Source organism: Myxococcus vastator (assembly GCF_010894475.1).
GTDB lineage: Bacteria > Myxococcota > Myxococcia > Myxococcales > Myxococcaceae > Myxococcus > Myxococcus vastator.
Genome location: NZ_JAAIYB010000085.1, coordinates 1 through 22982 on the forward strand (window position 1 = coordinate 1; position 22982 = coordinate 22982).

Here is a 22982-nt window from a genome sequence, read left to right on the forward strand (position 1 = left end):
GGGGCGGACTCCACCAGTGTCCGCGTCTGTACGTCGTAGCCTTCGGGGGCGGTGAGGGTGAAGCCGTCGTTGGGCAGGGCCGCGTTCAGCTCCACGCGCGTGAGCACCGTCTCGCCCACGCGCTTGCCTCCCTGCCACCGGCCAAGGCGCTTGGGCACGCACAGCGCCAGGGCCGCGTCGCAGTGCTCCTCCTCCACGCGCTCCTCGGCCGCCGCGCCGTCCGGTGCGCCGGTGCGCCGGCCCAGGAAGTCCAGCTGGGGCCAGCGCAGCACGTAGACCATCTCCAGGCCCGCGGCCTCACCCTCCAGCTTCTGCACCAGCTCCACCGCCTGCGGCGCCAGCGGGTGCGTGGCGCGGCGGACCGTCGCGTGGCTCAGCAGGAGCGGCGTGCGGAAGCCTTCGGGCATGAAGGGGTGGAACGTCTCCGACAGGAAGCCGGCGAGCTTCGCGGGCGGCAGCTCCGAGGTGAAGGTGCTGAAGCGCTTCTCCCCGTCGAGCTGCTGGAAGAAGTGCGTGCCGTCCCACGCGAAGGTGCGCGAGGCGGGCGGGCCCAGCGTGCCCCGCAGGCGCCGCGGCGCGCGGTATTCGAAGGTGAACGTCACCGGCTCCCGCCCCGCGTCCTGGACGGCGCCGGCGATGCGGTAGCTCTTCAGCTTCGCCTCGCGGGCGGCCAGCCCGGCTTTCACTTCGGGCAGCAGCGTGGCCGCGTCATCGCCGCCCTTCTTGGGGCAGCCGGTGAGGGCCGTCAGGGCACAGAGCAGGAGGAGGCGTTCACGCATGGGAGGGCACAAAAGCAAGAAGGCCCGCCTGTCGCCAGGGGGCCTTCCGCATCAACCGCGCGGCTTGCGCGGTGTGGACTACTTGACCGCCACGCCCACGGCGCCGGAGCTGGTCACGCCGATGATGGTGCCCGTCAGCGCGTAGATGCCGTGGCGGGGCGTGGTGCCCGCGGTCAGCAGCTCCACCTTGGAGGCGCCCATGGCCTTGGCCTCGGCGATGAGCAGCTTGTTGATGACGGTGTCGAGGTCGCTCTGGACGATGTCGACGATGTGGAAGATGGCGGTCAGGCCCAGCGCGTTGGCCTGAACGACGGCGACGGCCTCACCGTTGGAGGCGATCTCCGTGCCGGAGACAACGGCGCTCTCAACGCTGGTGCAGGCAACCATGCTGCTGGCGGCAACGGCGGACAGGACGAGCTTCTTCATGGTCTTTCCCCTCTTGAATTGGACGCTTGTGTGGCGGCCGGGCGCCTTGGAGAGCGTCCGGCCGTTGTCTTGAGACCTTCAAGCGGGCGGGGTCGTAGCAGATGTCGACTCCATGTCAAGGTCCGTCCGAGACACTCGGTGTCAGTGCGGTTGGGCGGCAGCGCGTTGCAATGCACATCTCCCCTTGCTAGCCAACCTCGAGGCTCCCTTCATGGACACCGTCTCCGCTGCCCGCCCCGCGCCGCGCTACTGGGTGCACCTGTTGCTCCTGGTGCTGACGGTGGGGACCACCTTCACGTCGTACCTGCTCTACTTCCACTTCCAGCGGCCCTATTCGTTGGGAGAGGTGTCCCCCGAAGCGGCCTTCCGCGCGCTGGCCTTCAGCCTGTCGCTGCTGGCCATCCTGGGGACCCACGAGATGGGGCACTACGTGTTGGCGCGCTGGCACCGGGTGGAGACCTCCCTGCCATATTTCATCCCGCTGCCGGTGCTCGGCGTGGGCACGCTGGGCGCCGTCATCCGCATCCGCGACCGCATCCCGAGCCGCAACGCCCTGGTGGACATTGGCGCGGCGGGACCGCTCGCGGGGCTGGTGGTGGCCCTGCCCATCCTCTTCTGGGGGCTGGCTCACTCCACCGTGGTGGATGCGCCGGACCTCCCGGCCACCACCTTCCCGGCAGACGGCTCGCTGTGGGCCATTGGCCGGGACGTCTTCACCTGGGTGATGGACCGCGTCACCAACGCGCCGCCCGCGCCAGAGCCGCCCTTCAACGGCGTGCAGACGCTCTTCGGCGACAGCCTGTTGATGCAGGGCCTGACGCGCCTGGCCCTGGGGCCGCTGCCGGAGGGCAAGGACGTGCTGGTCCATCCGGTGGTCATCGCCGGCTGGTTCGGGCTGCTCGTCACGCTGCTGAACCTGATGCCCGTGGGGCAGCTCGACGGCGGGCACCTGGCCTATGCGCTGTGGGGGCGGCGCGCGCACTGGGTGGGCCGCGCGGTGGCGTTGGTGTTGTTGATCCTCACCCTTTTCGTCACCGCGTCCTGGGGCTTATGGCTGCTGGTGACGAGCAAGCTGGTAGGCTTCGGCCATCCGGAGGTGGTGGAACCCCAAGCACCGCTCAGTCCGCTGCGGAAGTGGATCTGCGCGCTGTGCCTGCTGGCACTCATCGGCTGCGCCATGCCCATTCCCCTGCGCCAGGTGATGACATGAAGTTCCAGTGTGACGCGTGCGAGCGGCTCGTGCCGCTGGAGGCCTACCGGACAGAGGCCGGTGGGCTCGTGGTGACGTGTGGCCGCTGCGGCGCGGACAGCCGCGTGGGCCCGCCTGCCACCACCGCGCCGCGAACGGAGGTGCGGGCTGCTCCCGCCGCGGGGTCGGCGCCGGTGCCGTCGGTTCCGGTGCCGTCGGTTCCCGTGGTTCCACCCTCCGAGAGCTGGAGCGCCGCCGCGCCGGTGACGCCGGCCCTGCGGGTGGTGCGTTCGGAGCCGGGGCCGGTGGCGGCGCCGCTGACGGACGACGCGCTCTTTGAACCACCCCCAGGCGTCTGTCCCAAGTGCGTGGCGCCTCGGCGCGAGGAGGCCCTGTCCTGCCCGCAGTGCGGGCTTGTCTACGTCAACTACCAGCCCGAGGAGCAGCCCCTGTCGGACGTGCTGGCGGAAGCGTGGCGGACCCTGGCGGCGCGCTGGGAGGACTGGGACGCCCATGACCGCCTGATGACGTTGGCGGTGGGGCGGGGCGAGCTGGCCATGGTGGGGCGGCTGTACCGGATTCGCCTGGCGCATGTGCCGGACGACGCCGTCGCCCGGCGGGGCCGTGATGAGGTGGTGCGCCGGGCCACCCTGGTGGTGCCGTCATCGATGGAGCCGGTCGGAACCCCCAACGTCCTCCACCGCTTGAAGACGGTGGCGGTGGGGGTGGGCTTCATCGTGGTGCTGGTGCTGGCGGTGCTCGTCTTCCAGCACCTGCGCACGTTGAGCGCGGGGTACTGAGCGCCGGGCTGTCCGGGTGCCGTGCCGCCGAGGGCGGTGCGACTTGTTGGCCAAGGGGCAGGCAGCCACCCGGGCCCGGCGGCGCGAACGCGGCCGGAAACGCGCTTGAAGCGGCGGTCGCTGCTATTTTGTCCGGCCGCTTCCCGCCTCCCCCTCGGTGCCGATGTCGCTCTCCGTCTCCACCCCTCCGTCCGTCGACAGCCTGCTCGGTCCGGGAGGCGCGCTCGAGGTCGCGCTGCCCGCGTACGAGCACCGCCCGGAGCAGCTTCAGATGGCGCGCGCCGTGGAGCGGGCCTTCGCCGAGCGCAGCTACCTGCTGGCCGAGGCGGGGACCGGCACGGGCAAGACGCTCGCCTACCTGGTGCCCGCGCTGCTGTCGGGGCGCCGGGTGGTCGTGTCCACGGCCACGAAGACGTTGCAGGACCAGATCTTCTTCAAGGACCTGCCGCTGATGCGGGAGAAGATGGGCCTGCGCTTCGAGGCCGCGTACCTCAAGGGCCGGAGCAACTACCTGTGCCTGCACCGCTATGACGCCTTCTCCAAGGAGCCGCAGTTCGGCTCGCGCGAGGAGTCGCGCTACTGGCCCAAGCTGAAGGCGTGGGCGGAGGCGACGGACACCGGCGACCGCAGCGAGCTGGACCTGCCCGAGTCCTTCAGCGCCTGGTCGCGCCTGTCCACCACCTCCGAGACGTGCGTGGGCACCAAATGTCCGCAGTACGAGACGTGCTTCGTCACGCGCATGCGCAAGCGCGCGGAGCAGGCGGACCTGCTGGTGGTCAACCACCACCTCTTCTTCGCGGACCTGGCGCTGCGCAGCTCCGGCAAGCGCACCGAGGGCGTGCTGCCCTGGTACGAGGCCGTCATCTTCGACGAGGCCCACGCGCTGGAGGACGCGGCCAGCGGCCACTTCGGTTGCAGCGTGTCCAACTACCGGCTGGAGGAGCTGGCGCGGGACGCGGTGGCGTCGCTGAAGGAGGACGACGCCCGCCACGCCATGCTGCGCGCGCTGGCGGCCCGGCTTCGCGCGGGAGCGGACGCGCTCTTCGCGCAGGCGCCCCGGGCGCTGGGGCTGTCCGGCCACGAGGCCTCCGTGGCGCTGCGCTCGGAGGTGATGGCGAAGCTGTCCACGCCGCTGGAGGGCGTGCGGGACGCGCTGGCCGCGTTGTCCGCCTTCACGGTGGGCGAGCGCGAGCCGGAGCTGGCCGCCCTCACCCGCCGCGCGGACGAGCTGGAGGAGCAGCTCTCCTTCCTGGAGAAGGCCGAGTCCGCGGACCACGTCTACTGGGCGGAGCAGCGGGGCAAGGGCCTCTTCCTGCGCGCCAGTCCCATCGACGTGGCGAAGGAGCTGCGCGAGCGGATGTACGGAGCGCTGGACACGGTGGTGTACACGTCCGCGACGCTGGCGGCCGACAGCCGCTTCGACTTCTTCGCCAACCGCATGGGCCTGTACGGCGAGGACGGCCAGCCGGTGACGCGCGTGCGGACGCTGGCGGTGCCCAGCCCCTTCGACTTCCCGTCGCAGGCGGCGCTGTACCTGCCCACGCACCTGCCGGACCCGACCGCGCCGGGCTTCATCGAGGAGGCGGCGGAGGAGATTGAGCGGCTCTGCGAGGTGACGGGGGGGCGCGCCTTCGTGCTCTTCACGTCCCTGCGCAACATGGTGCGGGCCTACGAGCTGGTGGCGCCCCGGCTGCCCTACCAGGCGCTGCTGCAAGGCGAGCGCCCCAAGCAGCAGCTGCTGGAGGCCTTCCGCGAGACGCCGAGCGTCCTCTTCGCGGCGCACAGCTTCTGGGAGGGCGTTGACGTGCCGGGCGACGCGCTGAGCCTGGTCATCATCGACCGGCTGCCGTTCGCGTCGCCGGGAGACCCGCTGGTGGCCGCGCGCATCAAGCAGCTCCAGCAGCGGGGCGAGGAGCCCTTCGAGCTGTATCAGCTCCCGCATGCGGCGCTGGCGCTGCGGCAGGGCTTCGGCCGGCTCATCCGCACGCAGTCGGACCGGGGCATCGTGGCGATGCTGGACCGGCGCATCGTGACGAAGGCGTATGGCCGCGTCTTCCTCGACAGCCTCCCGCCCGCGCGCCGCATGGAGGACGTGGTGTCGCTGAGCCGCTGGTTCAACGGACCGGTGCGGCCGGTGCGCACCCTCCGCTGAGCCTCAGGGCGCGTCGCGCAGCCGCAGGCCGATGCGCGCCAGCAGGGGCGGGCCCAACGTGTCCACCCCGGCGCGGCCCGCGAGGTACTCGCGGTCGAAGAGGTTCTCCACCGCGCCGAAGACGTGCAGCTTCCAGAAGAGGTGGCGGCTGGCGGACACGTCCACCACGGCGTAGCCGCCCATGGGGCGCTCGTTGAGGTCGTCCTCGAACTGCGCGCCCGTCACGCGAAGCTGCACCGTGGCCGTCACGATGTCGGGGTCGTGGAAGGTGACGATGGCGGTGCCCCGGTGCCTGGGGTCCTGCGCGAGCTGCTTGCCCACCAGCCCGGGCTGTCCCGGCGAGCGCGTCACGACGGGGTCCACGAAGGTGTACGCGAGCAGCGCCGTCCATTGACGTGCCAGCTTCCAGTCCACGCTGGCCTCCACGCCGCGCACCCGCGCCTGTCCCAGATTCTGGCGCTGGCGCGTGGAGCCATCCGGTAGCGGCTGCTCCAGCGTGACGTTGGTGATGGGGTCGTCGAGCACGTTCCAGAAGCCCGTCACGCGCGTGGTGAGGCCCAGCGCGGAGGACTCGGCTTCCACGCCGGCCTCGGCGCCCCACAGCCGCTCCGCGCCCAGGTGGGCGTTGGCGGCGGTGAGGAGGGTGCCCACCTGGAAGGGGCGGTACAGCTCGTTGAGCGTGGGGGCGCGGAAGGCGCGGTAGGCGGAGGCGCGGAGGGTGAGCCCTTCCAGCGGACGCACTCGCAGGCCCAGGCGCGGGCTGAGCTGCTGCTCGGTGCGGTCGTCGAAGCGCGTGGTGTCCACGGCGCCGTTGGCGCGCTCCAGGCGCTGCGCACCGTCCTGGTTGCGCCACACGTCCATCCGGAGCGCGGCGCTGAGCTCCACGGCGGGCGAGGGCGTGTAGAGGTCCTCGATGAAGACGCCGCCGGACACCTGGGTGCCTCCGGTGTCGCGCAGGCGGAGGGACGTCTCGGAGGGCGCGGGAGGGAAGATTTGCTCCCGGGACGTGCCCGCCATGCGGCGCGCATCCAGGCCGGCGGTGAGGACGTGCGTGCCCAGGGCGGTCCAGGACGGGCCGGTCCAGACGAGGGACGCGCCCTGGTCGTTGGCGGGCACGTCCTGGCTTGCGGCCCGTGCCTCGGAGGCGCGGTCCTGGGCGATGCGTGCGCGGTCCTGTTCGAAGCGCTGCACGCGGCCGAAGAGGTCCAGCGTGAGGGTGCCGCCGTGCGCGGTGCGCAGCCGTGCGCCCGCGCTGAAGTGCGCCAGCTCCACGCGCGCGGTGGTGAGCCGGGTGCCGCCGTTCTGGTCCTCGCGGAACAGGCTGGCGCGGGCGGAGAGGGTGAGCGCCTCGGTGGCATCCGCTTCGATGCGTCCGTTGATGACGGCATGGCTGCTGGGCGTGTCCGCGTCGATGGCGCCGCGCTGGGCGGGGCTGACGATGGGGTAGCCGTCGCTGGTGAGCAGCTCTGCCTCCAGCGAGGCGCGGATGGGGCCCCACGCCTCCGCCCCGCGGGCCGCGAGCAGGCCCGTCCGTGCGTTGCCATAGGTGGCATCCGCGTCGAGCTGCGCTCCGGTGATGTCGCGTGACACGAGCTGCACGACGCCGCCGAGCGCGCCGCTGCCGTAGAGGGCGGAGCCGCCGCTGGGGACGACCTCGATGCGCTCGAGCCCGAGCCGTGGCAGCGAGCGCCAGAAAATCCAGCCGCCGAACGGGTCGTTGACGGGGATGCCGTCGAGCAGCACGAGGCTGCGCGCCACGCCCGACGGCGCGAGCCCGCGCAGGTTGAGGCCCTGCGCCGTCGGGTCGGAGACGAGGCTGGGCGTGCGGCGGAAGGTGGCGGCGGAGGGCACGGTGCGGACCAGCGCGTCCTGCGTCAGCGTGGGGCTCCGGTCGATTTCCGGGCGGGGGAGGACCGTGGTGGTGGCGGGCACGTCCCGCGCAGGCCGGGGACGCCGCGAGCCCGTGACGACGGTCCGCGCGGCGCCAGTGTCCGCGTCCTCCGTCCGCTCCCGCGTGGGCGCATCCGTTGACGGCTGCTGCTGGCGCGTGTCGGGAACCTCCTGCTCGTCGGGGCTCGGCGCCGCCATCACCGTGGAGGAGGCGAGGGCCCAGAGCAGGGGCGCGAGCACCCGGATGGGACGCACGTGAGGACTCCGATGAGTCACGAGGAGGGCGGGCATCGATGCCCGCTCTAGCAGTCCGACGCCCCGGTTCCAGGCCGCCGGGCAGATGACGCCGCGGAAGGAGGCGCCTGTCCGTCCGATGCTGAACGCACGCCCCAGGCTCAACACGCCGAGGCGCGCACCGGCCTCGGCTGCGTCATCCGCCGGCGCGGCTGCCCGCCACGTCCCGCACGGTGAGCAGGGCGGCGTCCACCTCCGCCAGGATGCGACGCGCGTGCTGCAGGAAGGCCTCGCCCGCGGGGAGCAGGCGCATGCCACCCCGGGTCCGCTCGAAGAGCCGCGCCCCGAGCTCGTCCTCGAGCGCCTGGATGTGACGGCTGAGCGGCGGCTGCGTCAGGTGCAGGCGGCGCGCGGCTCGGCCCACGTTGCACTCCTCGGCAACGGCGACGAAGGACTGGATGTGCGTGAGGCTCACGTCCGCCACTCTACCGCCATCAGCCATACCGAAACAGCATTGGACGCATGGCCCCCAGGCGCCGCACCTTGGCGCCCATGAGCATTCCCTTGTTCAAGGGCACGGACGTCGAACGTCTGCGCCGTGCGAGTCAGGCCGCCGCCGGTACGCTGGCTTTCGTCGCCTCCAAGCTGGCCCCCGGTGTCACCACGGCGGACATCGACCAGTGGGTTCGCGAGGACACGGCGCGCCGGGGAGGCAAGCCCAGCCAACTGGGGTACAAGGGCTTCCCGGCCACCGTCTGTACCAGCCGCAACCACATCGTCTGTCACGGCGTCCCGAACCCCGGCGAGCGGCTGGGCCGCGGGGACATCATCAACGTGGACGTGACGACGTTCCTGGACGGCTTCCACGGCGATACCTCCGCGACGTTCCTCATTGGTGAGGTGTCCGACGACGCCCGTCGCATCGTGGACGTGGCGCGCCGGTGCCGTGACGCGGGCATCGCCGTCGTCCGCCACGGCGCGCGGCTGGGCGACATCGGCGCGGCCATCGAGGAGCTGGCGAAGAAGGAGGGCTGCAGCGTGGTGGAGGAGTTCGGCGGGCATGGCATCGGCCACCAGATGCACGGGCCCCCCACCATCTCCCACACGGGCAAGCGAGGCTCGGGCATCAAGCTGCGCTCGGGCATGGTCTTCACCGTGGAGCCCATGGTGAACCTGGGCCGGCCGGACATCCGCATCCTGGCCGACGGCTGGACGGTGGTGACGGAGGACGGCGCCCTGTCCGCCCAGTTCGAGCACACCCTCCTGGTGACCCCCGACGGCTGCGAGGTGCTCACCCAGCCCGAGCACGCCCTCTCGCTCGAAATCGCCTGCTGAACGCTTTCCCTGGCCTGAGAGGGCGGGCAGGCAGCCGTGCCTGCCATGGGTCCTCGGGGTGCCTACCCTTGGAGGACGAGGGCGGGAGGCCACGCGATGAAGAAGGAGATGCTGTTGCACGAGCTGCACCCGGCACTGGTGCACATGCCACTGGCCCTGCTTCCCACGGCGGCGGTGGCGGACCTCATCTCGGTGACGACAGGCGACGGCGCCTGGGCCCAGGTGGCACGTCGCATCTGGGTGGCCGGCTCCATTGGCGGCCTGCTCGCGGGCGTGTCGGGGCTGGCGGCCAGCCAGGAGGTCCGGCTGGAGTCGCCGCGTGCCCGGGACATGACGTTCCTGCATGGCGTGGGCAACGCCACCGTGCTGCTCGGCGCCTTGGGCGTGACGGTGTGGCGGCTGCGGCGCGAGCCCACCGCGGCCACCGTGGCGCTGGGGCTGGGCGCTTGTGGGCTGGCGCTCTACACGGCGACGCTCGGTGGAAAGCTGGTCTACGAGCTGGGCGTGGGACAGCTTGATTCAACGAGCAAGGCGACCTCCCCCGCGCTGCTGTCTCGCGACGCGCCGCTGCTGCTGGTGCGTGACGCGCTTCGTGGGGCGCAGTGGCTGGTGTCACGGGCGCGTGAGGTGCTCGCCGGTGGGCGCCCGCTCGCGAAGGGCGCCACGGGCACGAAGCCGGAGGACGAATCGCTCACGCTGCCCGCGCCCGTCGTGGTGTTCCACGGCCCGGGCCGCCCCATGCCTCAGGCGTGACGCCCGTCCCCCGGGCGTCCATGTCATGACACTTCCCCGTGGCGTGGATGCCCCCGCGCAGGTTGCCGCGGGGTGGGTTTGCCGTCCCCGGCAAATGGCGCTAGAGCTGCGCGCCAGCGAGTGGGGGACGACGCATGCGCGCACGCGGGGAAGTCGCAGCGGTGGTGCTGGGCATCATGCTGGTCGGAGCAGGTGCTTCGTTGCTGGTCACCCGGTGGGCGCTCGGCAAGGAAGGAGCACCGCCCGAAGTCGCCCGAATGCCCGCATCGCCACCCAAGGTCGCCGCCGAGCCGCGCTTCCACGTCGAGCCCGCGAAGGATGACACTGGCCGCGCGGTGCAGGTGGCGCGCCTTCGCGAAGACGCGCCGGAATGGGAGCGGTTCGCGGCGCGCGCGTTGGTGCCGCTGACACCTGACGAACTGGCGTTGCTCCGAGAGGAGCCGGTGGACGACCTCGCGGTGCTGGTGACGCGCACGGAGCGGGCCTTCATGGACGCCACGCCCGAAGCGCGCGCCGAGAAGGAGCGGCGCTATCTGGCGGCGCTGAACCTGGTGGCGAAGCTGGCCACGCCGCCGGAGCCCTCGGACGCGGACGCCCGCGCGCGAGACGTGGACGCGCGCTACCAGCAGGCGCTCACCGTGGAGCGGGTGAAGTGGCGGTCGCTCCCGCCGGAGGAGCAGTCGCGGCAGCACGACACCTTCAAGGAAGCCTTCTTCCGCGCGGAGGAGACGCGATGAAGGCGCTTCCAGGGAGTCTCTTCGCACTGGTGTTGCTGGCCCCCGCGCTGGTGCTGGCCGGGCCGCACTATGTGGCCTCGCGCGACTGGGGCAGCTTCATCTGGTTGAGCACGTGGCTGGACGCGGGGCAGACGTACACCTTCGAGACAGGGGAGTTGACGGGCACCGCGCCGGACACCGTCCTTCACGTGCTCAGGGACCGCGGCGGCGTCTGGAGTCAGGTGGCCATGAGCGACGACTGCGCGGGCGCCGCGCGTTCCTGCGTGACGTTCACCGCGCCGGACGCCGGCCTCTACCGCGTCTGGGTGCGCGCCTACGCGGACGGGCGCGGCGGGACGGCCAGCCTGTATCGCAACGGCGCGCTCCTCCTGAGCAACCAGCCCTTCGGCGGCGTGCCGCTCGGCTTCGCCTGGAACGTGAAGGACACCTTCCGCGCCACGTCCACGACGCCGGGCGCGGGGGACCACCTGGTCTTCCTGCTGCGCTCCAACGCGGAGTACCTGCAACACGACGATGACAGCGGGCCCCGCGCCTACCCGCTGGTCGTCGCGGCGAGCACGCAGAACGCGGGCGCCCAGCGCGTGGTGGTGGGCCGCTTCCCCGGAAGCACGGGCACGGCCCGCTTCGTCCACGATGACGCGCTGTGGTCCACCATCTTCAGCGACAACGACGAGGACGAAGACGGCATCTCCAATGCCCTGGAGCCGCTGGTGGGGATGAACCCGGACTCGAAGGACTCGGACGGAGATGGGATACCGGACACGCTGGAGCTGTTCGGCAATGACGGCTTCTCCTTCTCCGAATGGGGCAGCCCCACGGTGAAGGACCTCTACGTGGAGGTGGATTGGATGGAGCACCCCACCAATCCCTATCTCACGCGAAGGCCCTATGCCGGGCTGGTGGCGGACGCGGCGGCGGTGTTCGCGCGGGACGCGGGCGTGCGGCTGCATGCCTTCATCGACAGCGCGCTGTCCTGGCATGAAGTGGTGTGCTTCGGCGCGTGCAGCGGCGGCGTGGACTTCTATGCGCTCAAGCAGGGCGGGTTCTCCACCGGGAACCCGGAGCGGCGGCCCTACTTCCACTACGCGGTGTGGGCCTACCGGCAGGGCAGCAGCACATCGTGTTCCTCCGGCAAGGCGGAGGTGCTGGGCAATGACCTCATCCTCAGCCTGGGCTGCTGGAGCAGCCCGAGCATCCAGGAGCAGCGCGGCACCTTCATCCACGAGCTGGGCCACAACCTGGCGCTGGACCACAACGGCAACGACGTGCCGGGGCAGACCAGCGTGGTGCACGCCAGCGTGATGAACTACCGCTACCAGATGCTCGGCGTGGGCTCGCCGGGGTCGCACACGTACTCGTTTGGAAGCAATGCGTGCGCGGCATGTAGCGCGTCCCCCAAGAGCAAGTGCGTCTCCTGCCGGAGCGGCTTCCTGGGGTGCGGCTTCCCTGGCTGCGGCGCGTGCGACTGCGATGTGAACGAGTGGGGCGCCGTGGAGCTCGACTTCCTGGACGACGGCGACGCGGACGACGGCACCAGTCGCGCGCTGCTGGCGAAGTACGCTCCGGACGACAAGGGAGGGCCGGCGCGGTTCCAGCCGCGCGTGCCCCATTCGGAGCCACCCGTCGCGTCGCGGCGCCTGTCGGTGGACCGCAAGCGGGAGCGGCTGCGGGCGCGGGGGCAGGTGGAGGGACAGGACTTCTTCGTGTCGACCGACGGCACGACGCTCTACGCTGAGTGCCCATGAGCCCGCGCTCGCGCCCGGGACGCTGTCGTGCCCCGGCGAGCTGGGCGCACGGTGCCGCGGGGCTCCTCATCGCGGGCCTGATGGGCTGCCAGATGAAGTGCTCCGCGCCGGTCTCCGACGCCGGGCAGGCCTTGGCCTCGCTCCAGCGCGAGCGCCCGTGTGTCCAGGTCTGGCGCGCGGCGCAGGTGGACGTGGCGTTCAAGGAAGCGCCCGAGGACGCCGTGCAGCAGCGCACGGACACGCGACTGGAGCGCCGCTTCACCGTCGCCCGGCAGTTGCGCGGCGCGTACCGGCACCAGGACCGGTGGGCCTCGGTGCTGGAGTACGAGGCGGGGCCGGTGCGCGGCGGCGTGAGCTACAGCCTCCAGGTGCCGGACGTGCTGGCGGACCTGACGGGGCAGGTCGTTCAGTGGACGAGCCATCGCGAGCCCGCGTCCTGTCCTACGACGGAGGAGGGTGCGCCTCCCGTGCTGTTGTCGGGAGACACCCTGCGGGACGCGGAGGGCCGGCTGCTGCTGCTCACGGTGCCCAGTGCGCCCACCACCCTCGCGGGAGACGTGCTGCTTCCCGCGGGGCTCGTTCCGGAGCTGCGCTTCCGCTGGGAGGACGCGGGCTGCACGCTGGCGGAGGGGCCGCAGGTGCTGGACGTCCAGCTCCGCGTGACGCACGCGAAGCGTTCGCCAGGCCCGGGGACCACGGTGACGGCCGAGGTGGGACAGCCGGCCCAGGTGAGCCTGGACGGTGTGCGATATGTCGTTCGGGTGGCGCGTGCCACGGCGGACATGCGGGGCCGGTGTGGGCAGGCGGTCTTCACGCTGATGCGCGAGGGCCTGCTCGAACAGGCGCGGCCCGGACCCTGAGTCAGGCCGCGGTGTGCCGTTCCTGGAAATAGTCTGCCTTACCGCTCGTTGTGCGACGCCGGTATATAGGCCCGCCGCGCCCAGGCACTTCATGCGTGGCCAGGGCCGGGGCCTGCTATCTTCGCGGGCTTCAACGGACACCTGAGGACGGCACCATGCGAAGCGGGCTGAAGCGGAACTGGGCGGGTGTCGCGGTGGGCGGCCTGCTCGGCGCATGGCTGCTCGGCTGTGGCGGCTCGACGACGGAGGGCCTGGAGTCGCTGGAGCAGGGGACCGCGCCGCCCGAGTCCGCCTCCGTGGACCTGTCGAGCGCGGACCTCCGCACCCGCCTGGAGTCCATCGCGGGCCTCACGGTGCTGACCGACGTCGAGGTCAACGGCTTCCGCTTTTTCACGATGGACTACGAGCAGCCCGTGGACCACCTGCGTCCCTGGAGCACGCGCTTCCAGCAGCGGGTGACGCTGATGCACCGCTCGGAGACGGCGCCCATGGTGCTGGACACGGAGGGCACCGCCATCTTCGAGGAGCCCATCCCCGCCGAGCCCACGGACCTGCTCCAGGGCAACCAGCTCACCGTGGAGCACCGCTTCTACGGCGCGTCCAAGCCGGCCAGCATGGACTGGCGGAAGCTGACGATGTGGCAGGCGGCGGCGGATGCCCACCGGCTCGTCGAGGCCTTCAAGCCGCTGTACGGCGGGCGCTGGCTGTCCACCGGCGTCTTCAAGGGTGGCACCGCCGCCCTGGCCCACCGCTTCTATTTCCCCAGCGACGTCCACGCCACGGTGACCTATTCGGCGCAGCACAACCGGGGCCTCCATGACGCGCGTCACGGGCGCTTCCTCCTCACGAAGGTGGGAGACGCGGCCTGCCGCCAGCAGCTCGCGTCCCTCCAGTACGCCGCGCTGACCCGCCGCGACGAGCTGCTGCCCTTCATGGATGGCTACGACGCCCAGGGCTTCACCTTCAACACGCTGGGGAAGGACCGCGCCTTCGAGTTCGCCGTCATCGAGGTGCCCTTCATCTTCTGGCAGTACTACGGCATGGCGGGGACGTGTGAGGGGCTGCCCTCACCGGAGGCGAGCGCGGAGGAGCTCTTCGCCTTCTTCAGCTACGTCTCCACGCTGGAGTTCACCTTCTCCGACCAGGCGCTGGAGGAGTCGGCGCCGCTCTACTACCAGGGCGCCACGCAGTTGGGCGGCCCGGGCTACCCGGAGCTGCACCTGCGGCCGTTGCTGCGCTACGCCGGTGAGCACCTCCCCACGCGCTTCCCGCCCACGGGCGTGCGCAAGCAGTACGAGCCGTGGACGGGGGGCATGCTGGAGGCGTGGACCCGCTTCGAGGCCAGGCGGGTGCTGCTCGTCTACGGCGCGCTGAGCCCCTGGTCCGCCAGCGCCTTCAGCACCACGACGGGCAACGACGCGTACCGCGTCATCGCCGATGACAGCGTCGGCTTCTTCGGCACGCTGAGCGCGCTGCCGGAGCCGCAGCGGAGCTTCCTGCTCGGGCGCCTGTCGGAGTGGGCGGACGCCCCGGTGCAGCTCCCGACGGGGATGGAGGCCTTGCGCCGCCGCGGGTCGAGCGACGCGCGCATGAAGGCCTGGCGCGCCCGGTAGCGGACGCGGACTTTTTGAGCTCAAACCATCCTTGGCGTCCGGGCGGCCGTGACTATCTTCCGCCGCACTTTCAGGGAGGGTTGAGCGAATGCTGAAGAACTTGCTGATGGCCGCGGCGCTGGGCGTTCTGGTGGTGGGCACGGGCTGCCACCGCAACACGCGGGAGAGCGCGGAGAGCGACGCCGAGCGCGCCGTGGACAAGACGGAGGACGCCGCGGAGGAGGCGGGCGACAAGATTGAGGACACGGCCGAGGAGGCCGGGGACGAAATCGAAGACGCCACCGACGACTGAGCGTGGTTTCGCGGGGGTCCGCCCCAAGCGGGCGGGCCGCCGCTGTTTCACCCCGGACCGGCTCCTCAGGCGGGGCTGGAGTCGATGATTTTCTTCGCGATGCCGAAGGAGAAGCCCGCACGGGCCAGCGCCGCGAGGTCCTTCTTCCGGTGCTCCTCCCGGGTGCCGGGCTGCTTGCGGAAGGGGCCCAGCCGCTTCTTGCGCGCCCAGATGCGCGCGGCGTCTTCCTCGGACACCTCGTGGGTGGCGTCAGCGACCTTCTTCGCCACGACTTCCGCAGGGACGCCCTTGAGGCGCAGCTTCTGGGTAATCATTCGCGTGCTGCGGCCCGAGGCGCGCAGCGACTGCGCCTTCATCTGGGCATAGGCCTCGTCGTTGAGCAGGCCATTGCGGACCAGCTTCGCGACCAGCGCCTCCACCCAGGCCAGCGCCTCGCCGCGCTCACCGCCGTGGAACTTGAGGGAGCGGTCCACCCGGCGCAGCAGCACGCGCTGAAGCTGGCTCTTCGTCGCCGCATACCGCTTCAGGTAGTGCAGCGCCGCGTTCTCCAGATAGGTGGGGGACACCTTCCGGGGCCGCTTGGGCCCGCGCTCGTTATTCATGACGGATTCGGGTCTACCACCCGGGTCTGACGCCCGGAAGCAACCCGGGGAGGAGCGTGCGGCCCGTCAGTCGCTCCCTGACTGGTAGAGCGCGCACAGCGTGCCGGACGGGTCCTCGATGACGCAGAAGCGCCCCGCCTTGTCGGAGCCGCGAATCCTGCCTCGCACCTGGCCACCCATGGCCGTGACGCGCTCCAGGCTCTGCTCCAGGTCCGCCACGGTGATGTAGACCATCCACCCGGAGGGCATGTCCGCGTTCGGGCCCCGCGCGTGGCAGATGCCTCCAGCGGGCGTCTCGCCGCCGCCCGGGGGCATCATGACGAAGTCCTCGTAGCCGCCCATGTCCAGGCCGGTGGCGGACCAGCCCACCACGTCCTTGTAGAAGTCCCTCACGGCCACCGCGTCCTTCACCGTGAGGTCCATCCAGCCCACGCTGCCCACCGCCGGCTTCTTCATCGACACGCTTGTGCTCCTTTCGGGTCTTCCGCCCGCGGCTTCAGCCCAGCGACTTCAGGGACTCCGGCACCTGCCAGTCCGGCTTGAGGCGGGAGATGACCTTGGCCAGGTTCTCCTTGTCCTGGGCCTTCTCCAGCGCGGCCTCGGGCGTAATCACGTCGTCCTTCACCAGCCGCTCCAGGTGCATGTCCAGCGTCTGCATGCCCTGGCCCTGGCCCGCCTGCATCTTCGAGGCAATCTGGAACACCTTGCCCTCGCGAATCATGGAGGCGATGGCGGGCCCGCCCACCAGGATTTCCAGCGCGGCCACGCGGCCCTTGCCGTCCGCCGTCTTGATGAGCTGCTGGGCGACGATGCCCGCCAGGCTCTCCGCCAGCATGCCGCGCACCTGCTGCTGCTCGTCCGCGGGGAAGGCGTTGATGATGCGGTCGATGGTGGCCGGCGCGCTGTTGGTGTGCACCGTGGCGAACACCAGCACGCCGAAGCTCGCCAGCTGGAGCGCCAGCTTCATCGTCTCGTTGGTGCGCAGCTCGCCAATGAGGATGACATTGGGGTCCTCGCGGCCCGCGGAGCGGATGGCCGTGGAGAAGCTGGACGCATGCGGGCCCACCTCCCGGTGCGTCACCTGCGCCCGCATGGACTCGTGCACGAACTCCACCGGGTCTTCAATGGTGAGCACGTGCGCGGGCCGCGTCTTGTTGATGTAGTTGATCATCGCGGCCAGCGTGGTGGACTTGCCGCTGCCCGTGGGGCCGGTGACGAGCACCAACCCGCTGCGGCGCTCCGACAGCTTGCGCACCACCTCCGGCGTCTTCAGGTCCTCCAGCGACAGCACCTTGCTGGGGATGGTGCGGAAGACGGCCGCCAGGCCCGTCATCTTGTTGAAGTAGTTGGCGCGGAAGCGGGCCTTCGTCCCGTAGCTGTAGGCGAAGTCCAGGTCCAGGTCCTCGACAATCTGCCGCTGCTGCTCCGGCGAGCAGATTTCGAAGAGCAGCGCCTGCAGCTCCGGCGCGGTGAGGGGCTGCTCACGCAGCGGCACCAGCTCGCCGCGGATGCGGCCCATGGGCGGGTAGCCGATGCCCATGTGCAGGTCGCTGCCCTTCTGCTCCAGCAGCGCATCGAACAGGACAGCCAGACGGGGCGTCGTCATCTCAGGAGCCCTTCCTTCCCATCAGCGAGCCCATTTTACTGAGCAGCCGCGCGCTCTCCTGCTGCGTCTCCGGCGCGTTCACCGTGGCGCCGGCGCGCTTGCCCGTCACCACCGCCTCCAACTCGTCCGGGTTGTCCGCGAAGCCCTTGGCGACGTCCAGCTTCACCTTCCCGGCGCGCACCAGGTCCGCCAGCGAGTCCTCGAAGCGGATGATGCCCAGGCTCTTGCCGCGCTGCTGGAGCGAGGGAATCTGGAACGTCTTGTTGTCGCGGATGAGGTTGCCCAGCGACACCGAGCCCGGCAGCACCTCCGCCGCGGCCACCAGCCCCTTGCCGTCCGCGCTCGGCATCAGCCGCTGGCTGACGATGAGCCGCAGGCCGCTGGACAGCGACAGGCGCACCTGCTGCTGGTCTCCCGGCGGGAAGAGGTCGATGAGCCGGTCGATGGTCTTCGCCGCGCTCGGCGTGTTCATGGTGCTGATGAGCAGGTGGCCCGTCTCGGCGGCGGACAGCGCCATGCGCACCGTCTCCGTGTCGCGCAGCTCGCCCACCACGATGACGTCCGGGTCCTCGCGCAGGCTGCCCTTGAGCGCGCTGGCGAACGTCTTGGTGTGCGAGCCCACCTCGCGCTGGCTGATGAGCGCGCGCTTGCGCGGGTGGACGAACTCCACCGGGTCCTCCACGGTGAGCACGTGGTGGGACGTCTCGCGGTTGATGAGGTCCACCAGGGCCGCCAGCGTGCTCGTCTTGCCGTGGCCGGACGGGCCGGTGATGACGATGAGGCCCTGGTGGTGGTGCGTGGCCTTGGCGATGTCGGCGGGCAGGCCCAGCGACTCCAGCGTCGGCACTTCCCGCGCAATCAGCCGGAAGGTGCCCTTGAGGCCGGTGCGCTGGCGGCTGACGTTGACCCGGAAGCGCCCCATCTCCGGCGTCTCCAGGGAGAAGTCACAGCTGCCCTCGCGCTCCAGCACCGGCCGCAGCCGCTCCGGCACCACCGGCAGCAGCAGCTTCTCCACCGTCGTCGCGTCCAGCACCGGGCCCTGCGCCGTCAGCTCTCCGGCGAAGCGGAAGAGGGGCGGGCGCTCCGCGATGATGTGCACGTCGCTGGCCAGGCCCCGGCGGCCTTCCTCCAGCAGCACCGCCAGCTCACGCCCCGCGCCCGTGAAGGTCCGGGCCGGCGCGGCCATGGGACGGGCCGCCGCGGGCTCGGGCGCACGGGCGGCCTGGGCCCCGGCGGGCTCGGGCGCGCGGTAGGGCTGGGGCGCGGCGGGCTCGGGCGCGCGGTATGCCGGAGCCGCGGCGGGCTCTGGCGCGCGGTATGCCGGTGCCGCGGCCTGCACGGGCGCCGCGGCAGCGGGACGCGCGGCGGGCTGCGCGGGAGCAGGCGCCGCGGGGCGCGCGGTGGTGGTGGCGGCCTGGGCGGCGGCCCCCGCGTCGGCGGCCTTGCTGAGCCGCAGGTGGATGAGGTCCCCCCGCCGCATGGCGGCGATGGACAGCGAGCCCAGGCCGGTGGCGTTGACGGACCACTGAACCGGCGTCTCCGTGACGGTGGAGGCCCGGGCCACGCCCACCATCGCCTGCAGGGCGCGGGTGATGTCCTCGGCCGTGGCGGCGGAGGGGTCCACCGGCTCATAGCCGTTGGCGCCGCGGATCATCGGTGGACGACCGGTGGCCAGGGTCAACTCGGTGACACCCGGACGCGACAGGTGCCGCAACAGTTCTGCGAGCGATTTCATGCGGGATGTCGGCTCAAGACCGCGACTGCGCGCGGGCGCGGGGGAGCCGCAGGATAGACGACATCGCGAGGAAATCGGCCCCCCTTGTCCCGGGACTGCTCGCCTGCTTTCGGGCAGACGGAAATCGTCCGCGCCTGACGGAGCTTGTCACCCGGAAGGAGGGGCAGGGCGCTCCGGGACCCACCTGGGGGCCCGCTCGGAGCAGCGGGCGGGAGGAGGGCCTCCCGCCCGGAGGCAACAGGTCCCGCGCGAAGCTAGAGCTCGCGGGACATCAGGAGGCGAAGCTTCCCGGACTTCTTGGAGACCACCGTGGCCACCGTGGTGAAGCCTTCCTTCCGGTAGAAGCTCACCGCGGGCGAGTTGGACGGGTCCACCCGCAGGGCGATGGTCTTCCGGTACATGTCCCGGGCCGCCGTCAGCGCCTGCTCCAGCAGGATGTTGCCCAGGCCCTTGCGGCGCAGCTCGGGCTTCACCACGATGTTGCGCAGGTACGCCGCGCCCGGAACCGGGCCGTCCCGCTCCACCGTGACATAGCCGACAAGCTGGCTCTGCAGCTTCGCCACATGGATGAAGGGCTTGAGCTGGGCCAGGGCCTTGAGGCTGTCCTCCTGCGTCTCACCCCGGCTCTTCCAGGGCTCGGAGCCGGCGCGCAGGTCCGCCACCGCCGTCATGTCCTCGTCGGTGGGCAGGCCGAACTTCACCGCCGCCATCAGGTCGTTGGGGAGGCCAGCCACATCCAGGACCGGTGCTGGGGCCACCTCCACGCCTGCGTCCACCTGCTTCATCGTCATCGCCTTGCTCCTCCGTCGAGTTGCGATCCTAACCGCTCCAGCGGCACCGGTGCACGCAGTCATTCCGCGCACATTGTCCCATGAAGTGAGGAGAGGCCCTCCTCTCCTTGGTGAGGAGCCGGATTTCGTCGAACCGGCCATGCGTTCAGCCCATTCCAAGGATGAGCATCGCTTCCACGCCTGGCACCCCGCCGGCCTTCCGTGCCGGGCCGCTTCCCACTATAAAAACCCGCAGTCGGGCGCGAAGGCGTCAAACTCCTCCGTTCGACCGTCAGCCAGAGCCCCACCTTGCAACTCAACCACGCCCAGCGAGAGCTGACGCTCAAGATCGTCTACTACGGGCCCGGGCTCAGCGGGAAGACGACCAATCTGCGTCACCTCCACGCGAAGGCGTCCCCGGAGGTGCGGGGGCGGCTGCTGACCGTGGAGACGCACGACGACCGCACCCTCTTCTTCGACCTGCTGCCCGTCTTCTTCTCCACGTCCTCGGGCTTCAAGGTGAAGGTGAAGCTCTTCACCGTGCCGGGGCAGGTCATCCACAACGCCACCCGGCGCATCGTCCTGCAGGGCGCGGACGCGGTGGTCTTCATCGCGGACAGCCGGCGCGGCGCCACGGCGGACAACAACGCCTACTGGCGCAACCTCCAGGAGAACATGAAGGAGAACAACCTGGACCCCAGCCAGGTCCCGGTGGTCATCCAGTTCAACAAGAAGGACCTGCCGGACGCGCGGACGGACGCCGAAATCGAGGAGTCCCGGCGACGCGGCGGCGAGGCGGTGGTGGGCGCGGTGGCCCTGCGGGGCGAAGGCGTCCTGGAGACCTTCCACGCGGTGGCGCAGGCCGCCTACCGGCGGCTCGACATGCGCGCCCACCTGGCGCGCAACCTGGGCCTGACGGAGGCGGAGTTCCTGGGACAGATTTTCCGGCGCATGGACCTCACTGGCACGGCGCTGGCCGCCATGTACGGGCGCGCGGCGGGTGAAGCGCGCAGCGGAGACGGGCGATGAACGGCGCGTCGGGCAACGGGGCGTCGGACGGCGTGGGCGCCTCGCGCCGTGAGTCCGTGCTCCAGCGGCGGCTGTCGCTGGCGGACATGCTGGACCTGCCCTCCTTCGTGGAGGTGGTGCGGAGCTTCAGCGAGCTGTACCGCGTGGGCATCAAGGTGATGGACACCGCGGGCGACAAGCTGGCCGACGTGAAGGTGGGGCACGGCGACTTCTGCTCGTACGTGTTCGGCTTCCCGGAGGGCCGCTCGCGCTGCACCGCCACGGTGGCCCGCGTGAAGGACGGACCGGTGGCCCCGGTGCAAAGCGCCCGGCCCGCGCGCGGTGACGGCGCGGAGGCCGCGGGCATCATCGCGCTGCCGTGCTTCACCGGCCTGCGCTACCTGGTCATGCCGGTGCGCTGGGAAGGCGACACGCTGGGCCGCGTCATCCTGGGCCCCTTCACGCCGGAGGAGCTGGCGGACTTCCCGCCGTCGCTGACGGACATCTCCGGGGTGGACCTGTCGCGCGCGCACGAGCTGGTGGGCCGCGTGCGGCGCGTGCCCGAGCGCACCGCCGCGCAGGTGCTGGTGCACTTCGGGCAGGTGCTGGCCGCGCTGGTGGCCAGCGGGCAGCGCGCCTTCCTGGCGACGCAGCTCCACATCGAGGCGATGCTGGAGACGCACCGGGATTTGGAGGCGAACAACGCCCGGCTGGCGCAGGCCAACACCCGCCTGAAGGAGCTGGACCGGCTGAAGTCCACCTTCCTGGGCACGGTGAGCCACGAGCTGCGCACGCCGCTGGCTTCCATCATCGGCTACTCGGAGATGCTGGCGGAAGGCCTGGCCGGCGCGCTCAACCCGGAGCAGCTGCTCTACGTGCGCACCATCGTGGAGAAGGGCGAGTCGCTGCTCAACCTCATCTCCTCCATCCTGGACCTGAGCCAGATTGAAGCCGGGCGGCTGCGCCTGGTGATGGGCCCGGTGGACCTGGGCAGCGTCATCCAGACGGCGGTGTCCAGCGTGGCGCCCCAGGCGCAGCGCAAGGGCGTGGAGCTGGAGGTGCGCCTGCCGCCGCTGCCCCAGCCGCGCCTGGCCGCGGACGCGGACAAGCTGCGCCAGGTGGTGGTGAACCTGCTCGCCAACGCGGTGAAGTTCACGTCGTCCGGGGGCCGGGTGTCGGTGGTGATGTCGGAGGCCACCGCGCAGAAGGAGCTGGCCGCGCAGGGCTACCGCGTGAGCGTGGAAGACACCGGCATGGGCATCCGCGCGGACCAGTTCGAGAACATCTTCCAGAGCTTCTACCAGGTGGACGGCAGCTCCACGCGCGAGCACGGCGGCGCGGGGCTGGGGCTGGCCATCGTGAAGAGCCTGGTGGAAGGCCACGGGGGGCGCGTGTCCGTGGAGAGCGAGTTCGGCCGGGGCTCGCGCTTCACCGTGGTGCTGCCGCTCCAGCCGCCGCTGTCGGAGCATGGCGGCTTCTCCGCGCTGGCGCCCATGCCGTCGCCTGGCGGACAGGACCGCTTCTGACGCGGCCTGACGCGCCGGGGGACTGAACTGAGTTCCCCGGGCGGAAGGGCTCCCGCGTATCCTCGCGCGCATGCTCTCCGGCCGCCCCCCCGCAGCTTCCTACGTACTCATCGACGCAGAGAACATCGACTGGGCCGTCTCCAACGTGGTGGGCCGCAAGCCCGAGTCCCAGGACCGCGTCCAGTTCGACCGGCTCGTGTCCTTCTGTGAGACGAACTTCCCGTCGCCCGTGCGCTGCGTGGTGGTGCTCAACGCCCGCGGCGAGCAGCTGCCGGACGTCATGATTGGCTTCGTGCGCGCGCTCAAGTCCGCCGGCTGCGAGGTGGCCCTGCTCTACGGCCGCCCCGACCAGAAGGTGGTGGACCTGGGCATCCTCAAGCTGCTGGAGAACATCCGCACCCAGCGCCCCGGCGCGGCGGTGGTGCTCGCCAGCCATGACGGCGCGGACTTCGCGGACGCGCTCAAGCCCATGCTGGAGGAGAAGCGCGAGGTGGCGGTGCTCGGCCTGCGTGAGTACGTCAGCCAGCGCTTCCGGGAGCTCGTCCCCTCCGGGCTCAAGATTCTGGATTTGGAGCTGAACGCCAAGGTGTTCAACCGGCCCCTGCCGCGCATGCTCCCTGTCAACGTGGACGAGTTCGACCCGGGGCTGTTCCTGTAGCGAATCCCTCACCCAGGCGCACGCCGCTGACGGCCGCGGCGTGTGCCTTTGGCCAGGGCGCGCCGCGCCGCGTGAGACTTTGGAGGTCACCGCGAAGGAAGGGATTGTGGCAAATCCTGTCACAATCCAGACGGCTCCTCAGAGGCACCCCTTTAAACATCTGCTCCCGCCAGGAAGGAAGGGATGCTGGCGGGCCAGCAGGCGAAGGCGGCAAGGGGGACTCCGTCGGCGTGCCATGCCCCCCTGTGCGGACGGATGCCCCTTGGCCACTG

General features: G+C 71.0%; 22 protein-coding genes. 13 read left to right on the forward strand and 9 right to left on the reverse strand.

Annotated features, from left to right (window positions below):
- Both G4D87_RS11275 and G4D87_RS11280 read right to left on the reverse strand, forming a co-directional pair.
- Nucleotides 1-779, reverse strand: a 779-nt coding sequence (locus tag G4D87_RS11275; protein ID WP_163781777.1) for a hypothetical protein, incomplete at its 3' end; no start/stop codon positions are given.
- A 78-nt stretch (nucleotides 780-857) separates the two neighbouring features.
- Entirely contained in the window at nucleotides 858-1205 is a 348-nt protein-coding gene (locus G4D87_RS11280) for a hypothetical protein (RefSeq protein ID WP_163781778.1), read from the reverse strand.
- Between the two features lie 211 nt (nucleotides 1206-1416).
- Between G4D87_RS11280 and G4D87_RS11285 the strand changes: the two genes are divergently transcribed.
- From G4D87_RS11285 to yoaA, 3 genes are all read left to right on the forward strand, one after another.
- A complete protein-coding gene (locus G4D87_RS11285; protein ID WP_205507539.1) occupies nucleotides 1417-2415 on the forward strand; it encodes a site-2 protease family protein in 999 nt (332 codons plus the stop codon).
- Complete coding sequence (locus G4D87_RS11290) at nucleotides 2412-3194, forward strand: hypothetical protein (RefSeq protein WP_163781783.1); 783 nt, start codon at nucleotides 2412-2414, stop codon at nucleotides 3192-3194. The genes G4D87_RS11285 and G4D87_RS11290 overlap by 4 nt, the downstream gene beginning before the upstream one ends.
- 163 nt (nucleotides 3195-3357) lie before the next feature.
- Nucleotides 3358-5346 (forward strand): DNA repair helicase YoaA, encoded by a 1989-nt coding sequence (gene yoaA, locus G4D87_RS11295; protein WP_163781785.1) that lies wholly within the window; start codon nucleotides 3358-3360, stop codon nucleotides 5344-5346.
- A 3-nt stretch (nucleotides 5347-5349) separates the two neighbouring features.
- On the opposite strand, the gene G4D87_RS11300 is transcribed toward yoaA, so the two are convergent.
- Together G4D87_RS11300 and G4D87_RS11305 are read right to left on the reverse strand one after the other, a co-directional pair.
- Complete coding sequence (locus G4D87_RS11300) at nucleotides 5350-7434, reverse strand: TonB-dependent receptor (protein WP_240358195.1); 2085 nt, start codon at nucleotides 7432-7434, stop codon at nucleotides 5350-5352.
- Nucleotides 7435-7666: 232 nt separating this feature from the next.
- Nucleotides 7667-7945, reverse strand: coding sequence for a LysR family transcriptional regulator (locus G4D87_RS11305; RefSeq protein ID WP_163781790.1), 279 nt, complete (start codon nucleotides 7943-7945; stop codon nucleotides 7667-7669).
- Between the two features lie 77 nt (nucleotides 7946-8022).
- Here G4D87_RS11305 and map point away from each other — a divergent pair, with 77 nt between their 5' ends.
- From map to G4D87_RS11340, 7 genes are all read left to right on the forward strand, one after another.
- Entirely contained in the window at nucleotides 8023-8805 is a 783-nt protein-coding gene (map, locus tag G4D87_RS11310) for a type I methionyl aminopeptidase (RefSeq protein ID WP_163781792.1), read from the forward strand.
- A 96-nt stretch (nucleotides 8806-8901) separates the two neighbouring features.
- Entirely contained in the window at nucleotides 8902-9558 is a 657-nt protein-coding gene (locus G4D87_RS11315) for a DUF2231 domain-containing protein (protein ID WP_205507541.1), read from the forward strand.
- A gap of 134 nt (nucleotides 9559-9692) precedes the next feature.
- Nucleotides 9693-10295 carry a hypothetical protein gene (locus tag G4D87_RS11320; protein WP_163781797.1) on the forward strand — a complete coding sequence of 201 codons (603 nt, stop codon included), beginning with the start codon at nucleotides 9693-9695 and terminating at the stop codon, nucleotides 10293-10295.
- Complete coding sequence (locus tag G4D87_RS11325) at nucleotides 10292-12040, forward strand: hypothetical protein (protein ID WP_163781799.1); 1749 nt, start codon at nucleotides 10292-10294, stop codon at nucleotides 12038-12040. Before G4D87_RS11320 ends, G4D87_RS11325 begins: the two co-directional genes overlap by 4 nt.
- Nucleotides 12037-12900, forward strand: a complete 864-nt coding sequence (locus tag G4D87_RS11330; RefSeq protein WP_240358194.1) for a hypothetical protein — start codon at nucleotides 12037-12039, stop codon at nucleotides 12898-12900. The genes G4D87_RS11325 and G4D87_RS11330 overlap by 4 nt, the downstream gene beginning before the upstream one ends.
- A 155-nt stretch (nucleotides 12901-13055) precedes the next feature.
- Entirely contained in the window at nucleotides 13056-14513 is a 1458-nt protein-coding gene (locus G4D87_RS11335) for a S28 family serine protease (protein ID WP_163781803.1), read from the forward strand.
- Between the two features lie 88 nt (nucleotides 14514-14601).
- On the forward strand, nucleotides 14602-14805 hold the full coding sequence (locus G4D87_RS11340) for a YtxH domain-containing protein (RefSeq protein ID WP_163781805.1): 204 nt from the start codon (nucleotides 14602-14604) through the stop codon (nucleotides 14803-14805).
- A gap of 65 nt (nucleotides 14806-14870) precedes the next feature.
- On the opposite strand, the gene G4D87_RS11345 is transcribed toward G4D87_RS11340, so the two are convergent.
- The 5 genes from G4D87_RS11345 to G4D87_RS11365 all read right to left on the reverse strand — a co-directional run bounded on the left by G4D87_RS11345 (nucleotide 14871) and on the right by G4D87_RS11365 (nucleotide 19539).
- Entirely contained in the window at nucleotides 14871-15407 is a 537-nt protein-coding gene (locus tag G4D87_RS11345) for a regulatory protein RecX (RefSeq protein ID WP_163781807.1), read from the reverse strand.
- Nucleotides 15408-15473: 66 nt separating this feature from the next.
- Nucleotides 15474-15863 carry a VOC family protein gene (locus G4D87_RS11350; RefSeq protein WP_163781821.1) on the reverse strand — a complete coding sequence of 130 codons (390 nt, stop codon included), beginning with the start codon at nucleotides 15861-15863 and terminating at the stop codon, nucleotides 15474-15476.
- A 40-nt stretch (nucleotides 15864-15903) separates the two neighbouring features.
- The gene (locus G4D87_RS11355) at nucleotides 15904-17013 is read right to left on the reverse strand and encodes a type IV pilus twitching motility protein PilT (protein ID WP_163781809.1); all 1110 of its coding nucleotides are present in this window, start codon (nucleotides 17011-17013) and stop codon (nucleotides 15904-15906) included.
- Between the two features lies 1 nt (nucleotide 17014).
- Entirely contained in the window at nucleotides 17015-18748 is a 1734-nt protein-coding gene (locus G4D87_RS11360) for a type IV pilus twitching motility protein PilT (RefSeq protein WP_163781812.1), read from the reverse strand.
- Nucleotides 18749-19002: 254 nt separating this feature from the next.
- Nucleotides 19003-19539: a GNAT family N-acetyltransferase gene (locus tag G4D87_RS11365; RefSeq protein WP_163781814.1), complete on the reverse strand. Its 537-nt coding sequence runs from the start codon at nucleotides 19537-19539 to the stop codon at nucleotides 19003-19005.
- A gap of 288 nt (nucleotides 19540-19827) precedes the next feature.
- Between G4D87_RS11365 and G4D87_RS11370 the strand changes: the two genes are divergently transcribed.
- From G4D87_RS11370 to G4D87_RS11380, 3 genes are all read left to right on the forward strand, one after another.
- Nucleotides 19828-20547 carry a GTP-binding protein gene (locus tag G4D87_RS11370; RefSeq protein ID WP_163781816.1) on the forward strand — a complete coding sequence of 240 codons (720 nt, stop codon included), beginning with the start codon at nucleotides 19828-19830 and terminating at the stop codon, nucleotides 20545-20547.
- Nucleotides 20544-22052, forward strand: a complete 1509-nt coding sequence (locus tag G4D87_RS11375; RefSeq protein WP_163781818.1) for an ATP-binding protein — start codon at nucleotides 20544-20546, stop codon at nucleotides 22050-22052. The genes G4D87_RS11370 and G4D87_RS11375 overlap by 4 nt, the downstream gene beginning before the upstream one ends.
- A 70-nt stretch (nucleotides 22053-22122) precedes the next feature.
- Complete coding sequence (locus G4D87_RS11380) at nucleotides 22123-22710, forward strand: NYN domain-containing protein (RefSeq protein ID WP_163781819.1); 588 nt, start codon at nucleotides 22123-22125, stop codon at nucleotides 22708-22710.
- Nucleotides 22711-22982: the final 272 nt, after the last annotated feature.

Coding starts and splice junctions, on each gene's coding strand:
- G4D87_RS11280 (WP_163781778.1), bottom strand. CDS start 1,205: ATGAAGAAGCTCGTCCTGTCCGCCGTTGCCGCCAGCAGCATGGTTGCC.
- G4D87_RS11285 (WP_205507539.1), top strand. CDS start 1,417: ATGGACACCGTCTCCGCTGCCCGCCCCGCGCCGCGCTACTGGGTGCAC.
- G4D87_RS11290 (WP_163781783.1), top strand. CDS start 2,412: ATGAAGTTCCAGTGTGACGCGTGCGAGCGGCTCGTGCCGCTGGAGGCC.
- yoaA (WP_163781785.1), top strand. CDS start 3,358: ATGTCGCTCTCCGTCTCCACCCCTCCGTCCGTCGACAGCCTGCTCGGT.
- G4D87_RS11300 (WP_240358195.1), bottom strand. CDS start 7,434: ATGGCGGCGCCGAGCCCCGACGAGCAGGAGGTTCCCGACACGCGCCAG.
- map (WP_163781792.1), top strand. CDS start 8,023: ATGAGCATTCCCTTGTTCAAGGGCACGGACGTCGAACGTCTGCGCCGT.
- G4D87_RS11315 (WP_205507541.1), top strand. CDS start 8,902: ATGAAGAAGGAGATGCTGTTGCACGAGCTGCACCCGGCACTGGTGCAC.
- G4D87_RS11320 (WP_163781797.1), top strand. CDS start 9,693: ATGCGCGCACGCGGGGAAGTCGCAGCGGTGGTGCTGGGCATCATGCTG.
- G4D87_RS11325 (WP_163781799.1), top strand. CDS start 10,292: ATGAAGGCGCTTCCAGGGAGTCTCTTCGCACTGGTGTTGCTGGCCCCC.
- G4D87_RS11330 (WP_240358194.1), top strand. CDS start 12,037: ATGAGCCCGCGCTCGCGCCCGGGACGCTGTCGTGCCCCGGCGAGCTGG.
- G4D87_RS11335 (WP_163781803.1), top strand. CDS start 13,056: ATGCGAAGCGGGCTGAAGCGGAACTGGGCGGGTGTCGCGGTGGGCGGC.
- G4D87_RS11340 (WP_163781805.1), top strand. CDS start 14,602: ATGCTGAAGAACTTGCTGATGGCCGCGGCGCTGGGCGTTCTGGTGGTG.
- G4D87_RS11345 (WP_163781807.1), bottom strand. CDS start 15,407: ATGAATAACGAGCGCGGGCCCAAGCGGCCCCGGAAGGTGTCCCCCACC.
- G4D87_RS11350 (WP_163781821.1), bottom strand. CDS start 15,863: ATGAAGAAGCCGGCGGTGGGCAGCGTGGGCTGGATGGACCTCACGGTG.
- G4D87_RS11355 (WP_163781809.1), bottom strand. CDS start 17,013: ATGACGACGCCCCGTCTGGCTGTCCTGTTCGATGCGCTGCTGGAGCAG.
- G4D87_RS11360 (WP_163781812.1), bottom strand. CDS start 18,748: ATGAAATCGCTCGCAGAACTGTTGCGGCACCTGTCGCGTCCGGGTGTC.
- G4D87_RS11365 (WP_163781814.1), bottom strand. CDS start 19,539: ATGACGATGAAGCAGGTGGACGCAGGCGTGGAGGTGGCCCCAGCACCG.
- G4D87_RS11375 (WP_163781818.1), top strand. CDS start 20,544: ATGAACGGCGCGTCGGGCAACGGGGCGTCGGACGGCGTGGGCGCCTCG.
- G4D87_RS11380 (WP_163781819.1), top strand. CDS start 22,123: ATGCTCTCCGGCCGCCCCCCCGCAGCTTCCTACGTACTCATCGACGCA.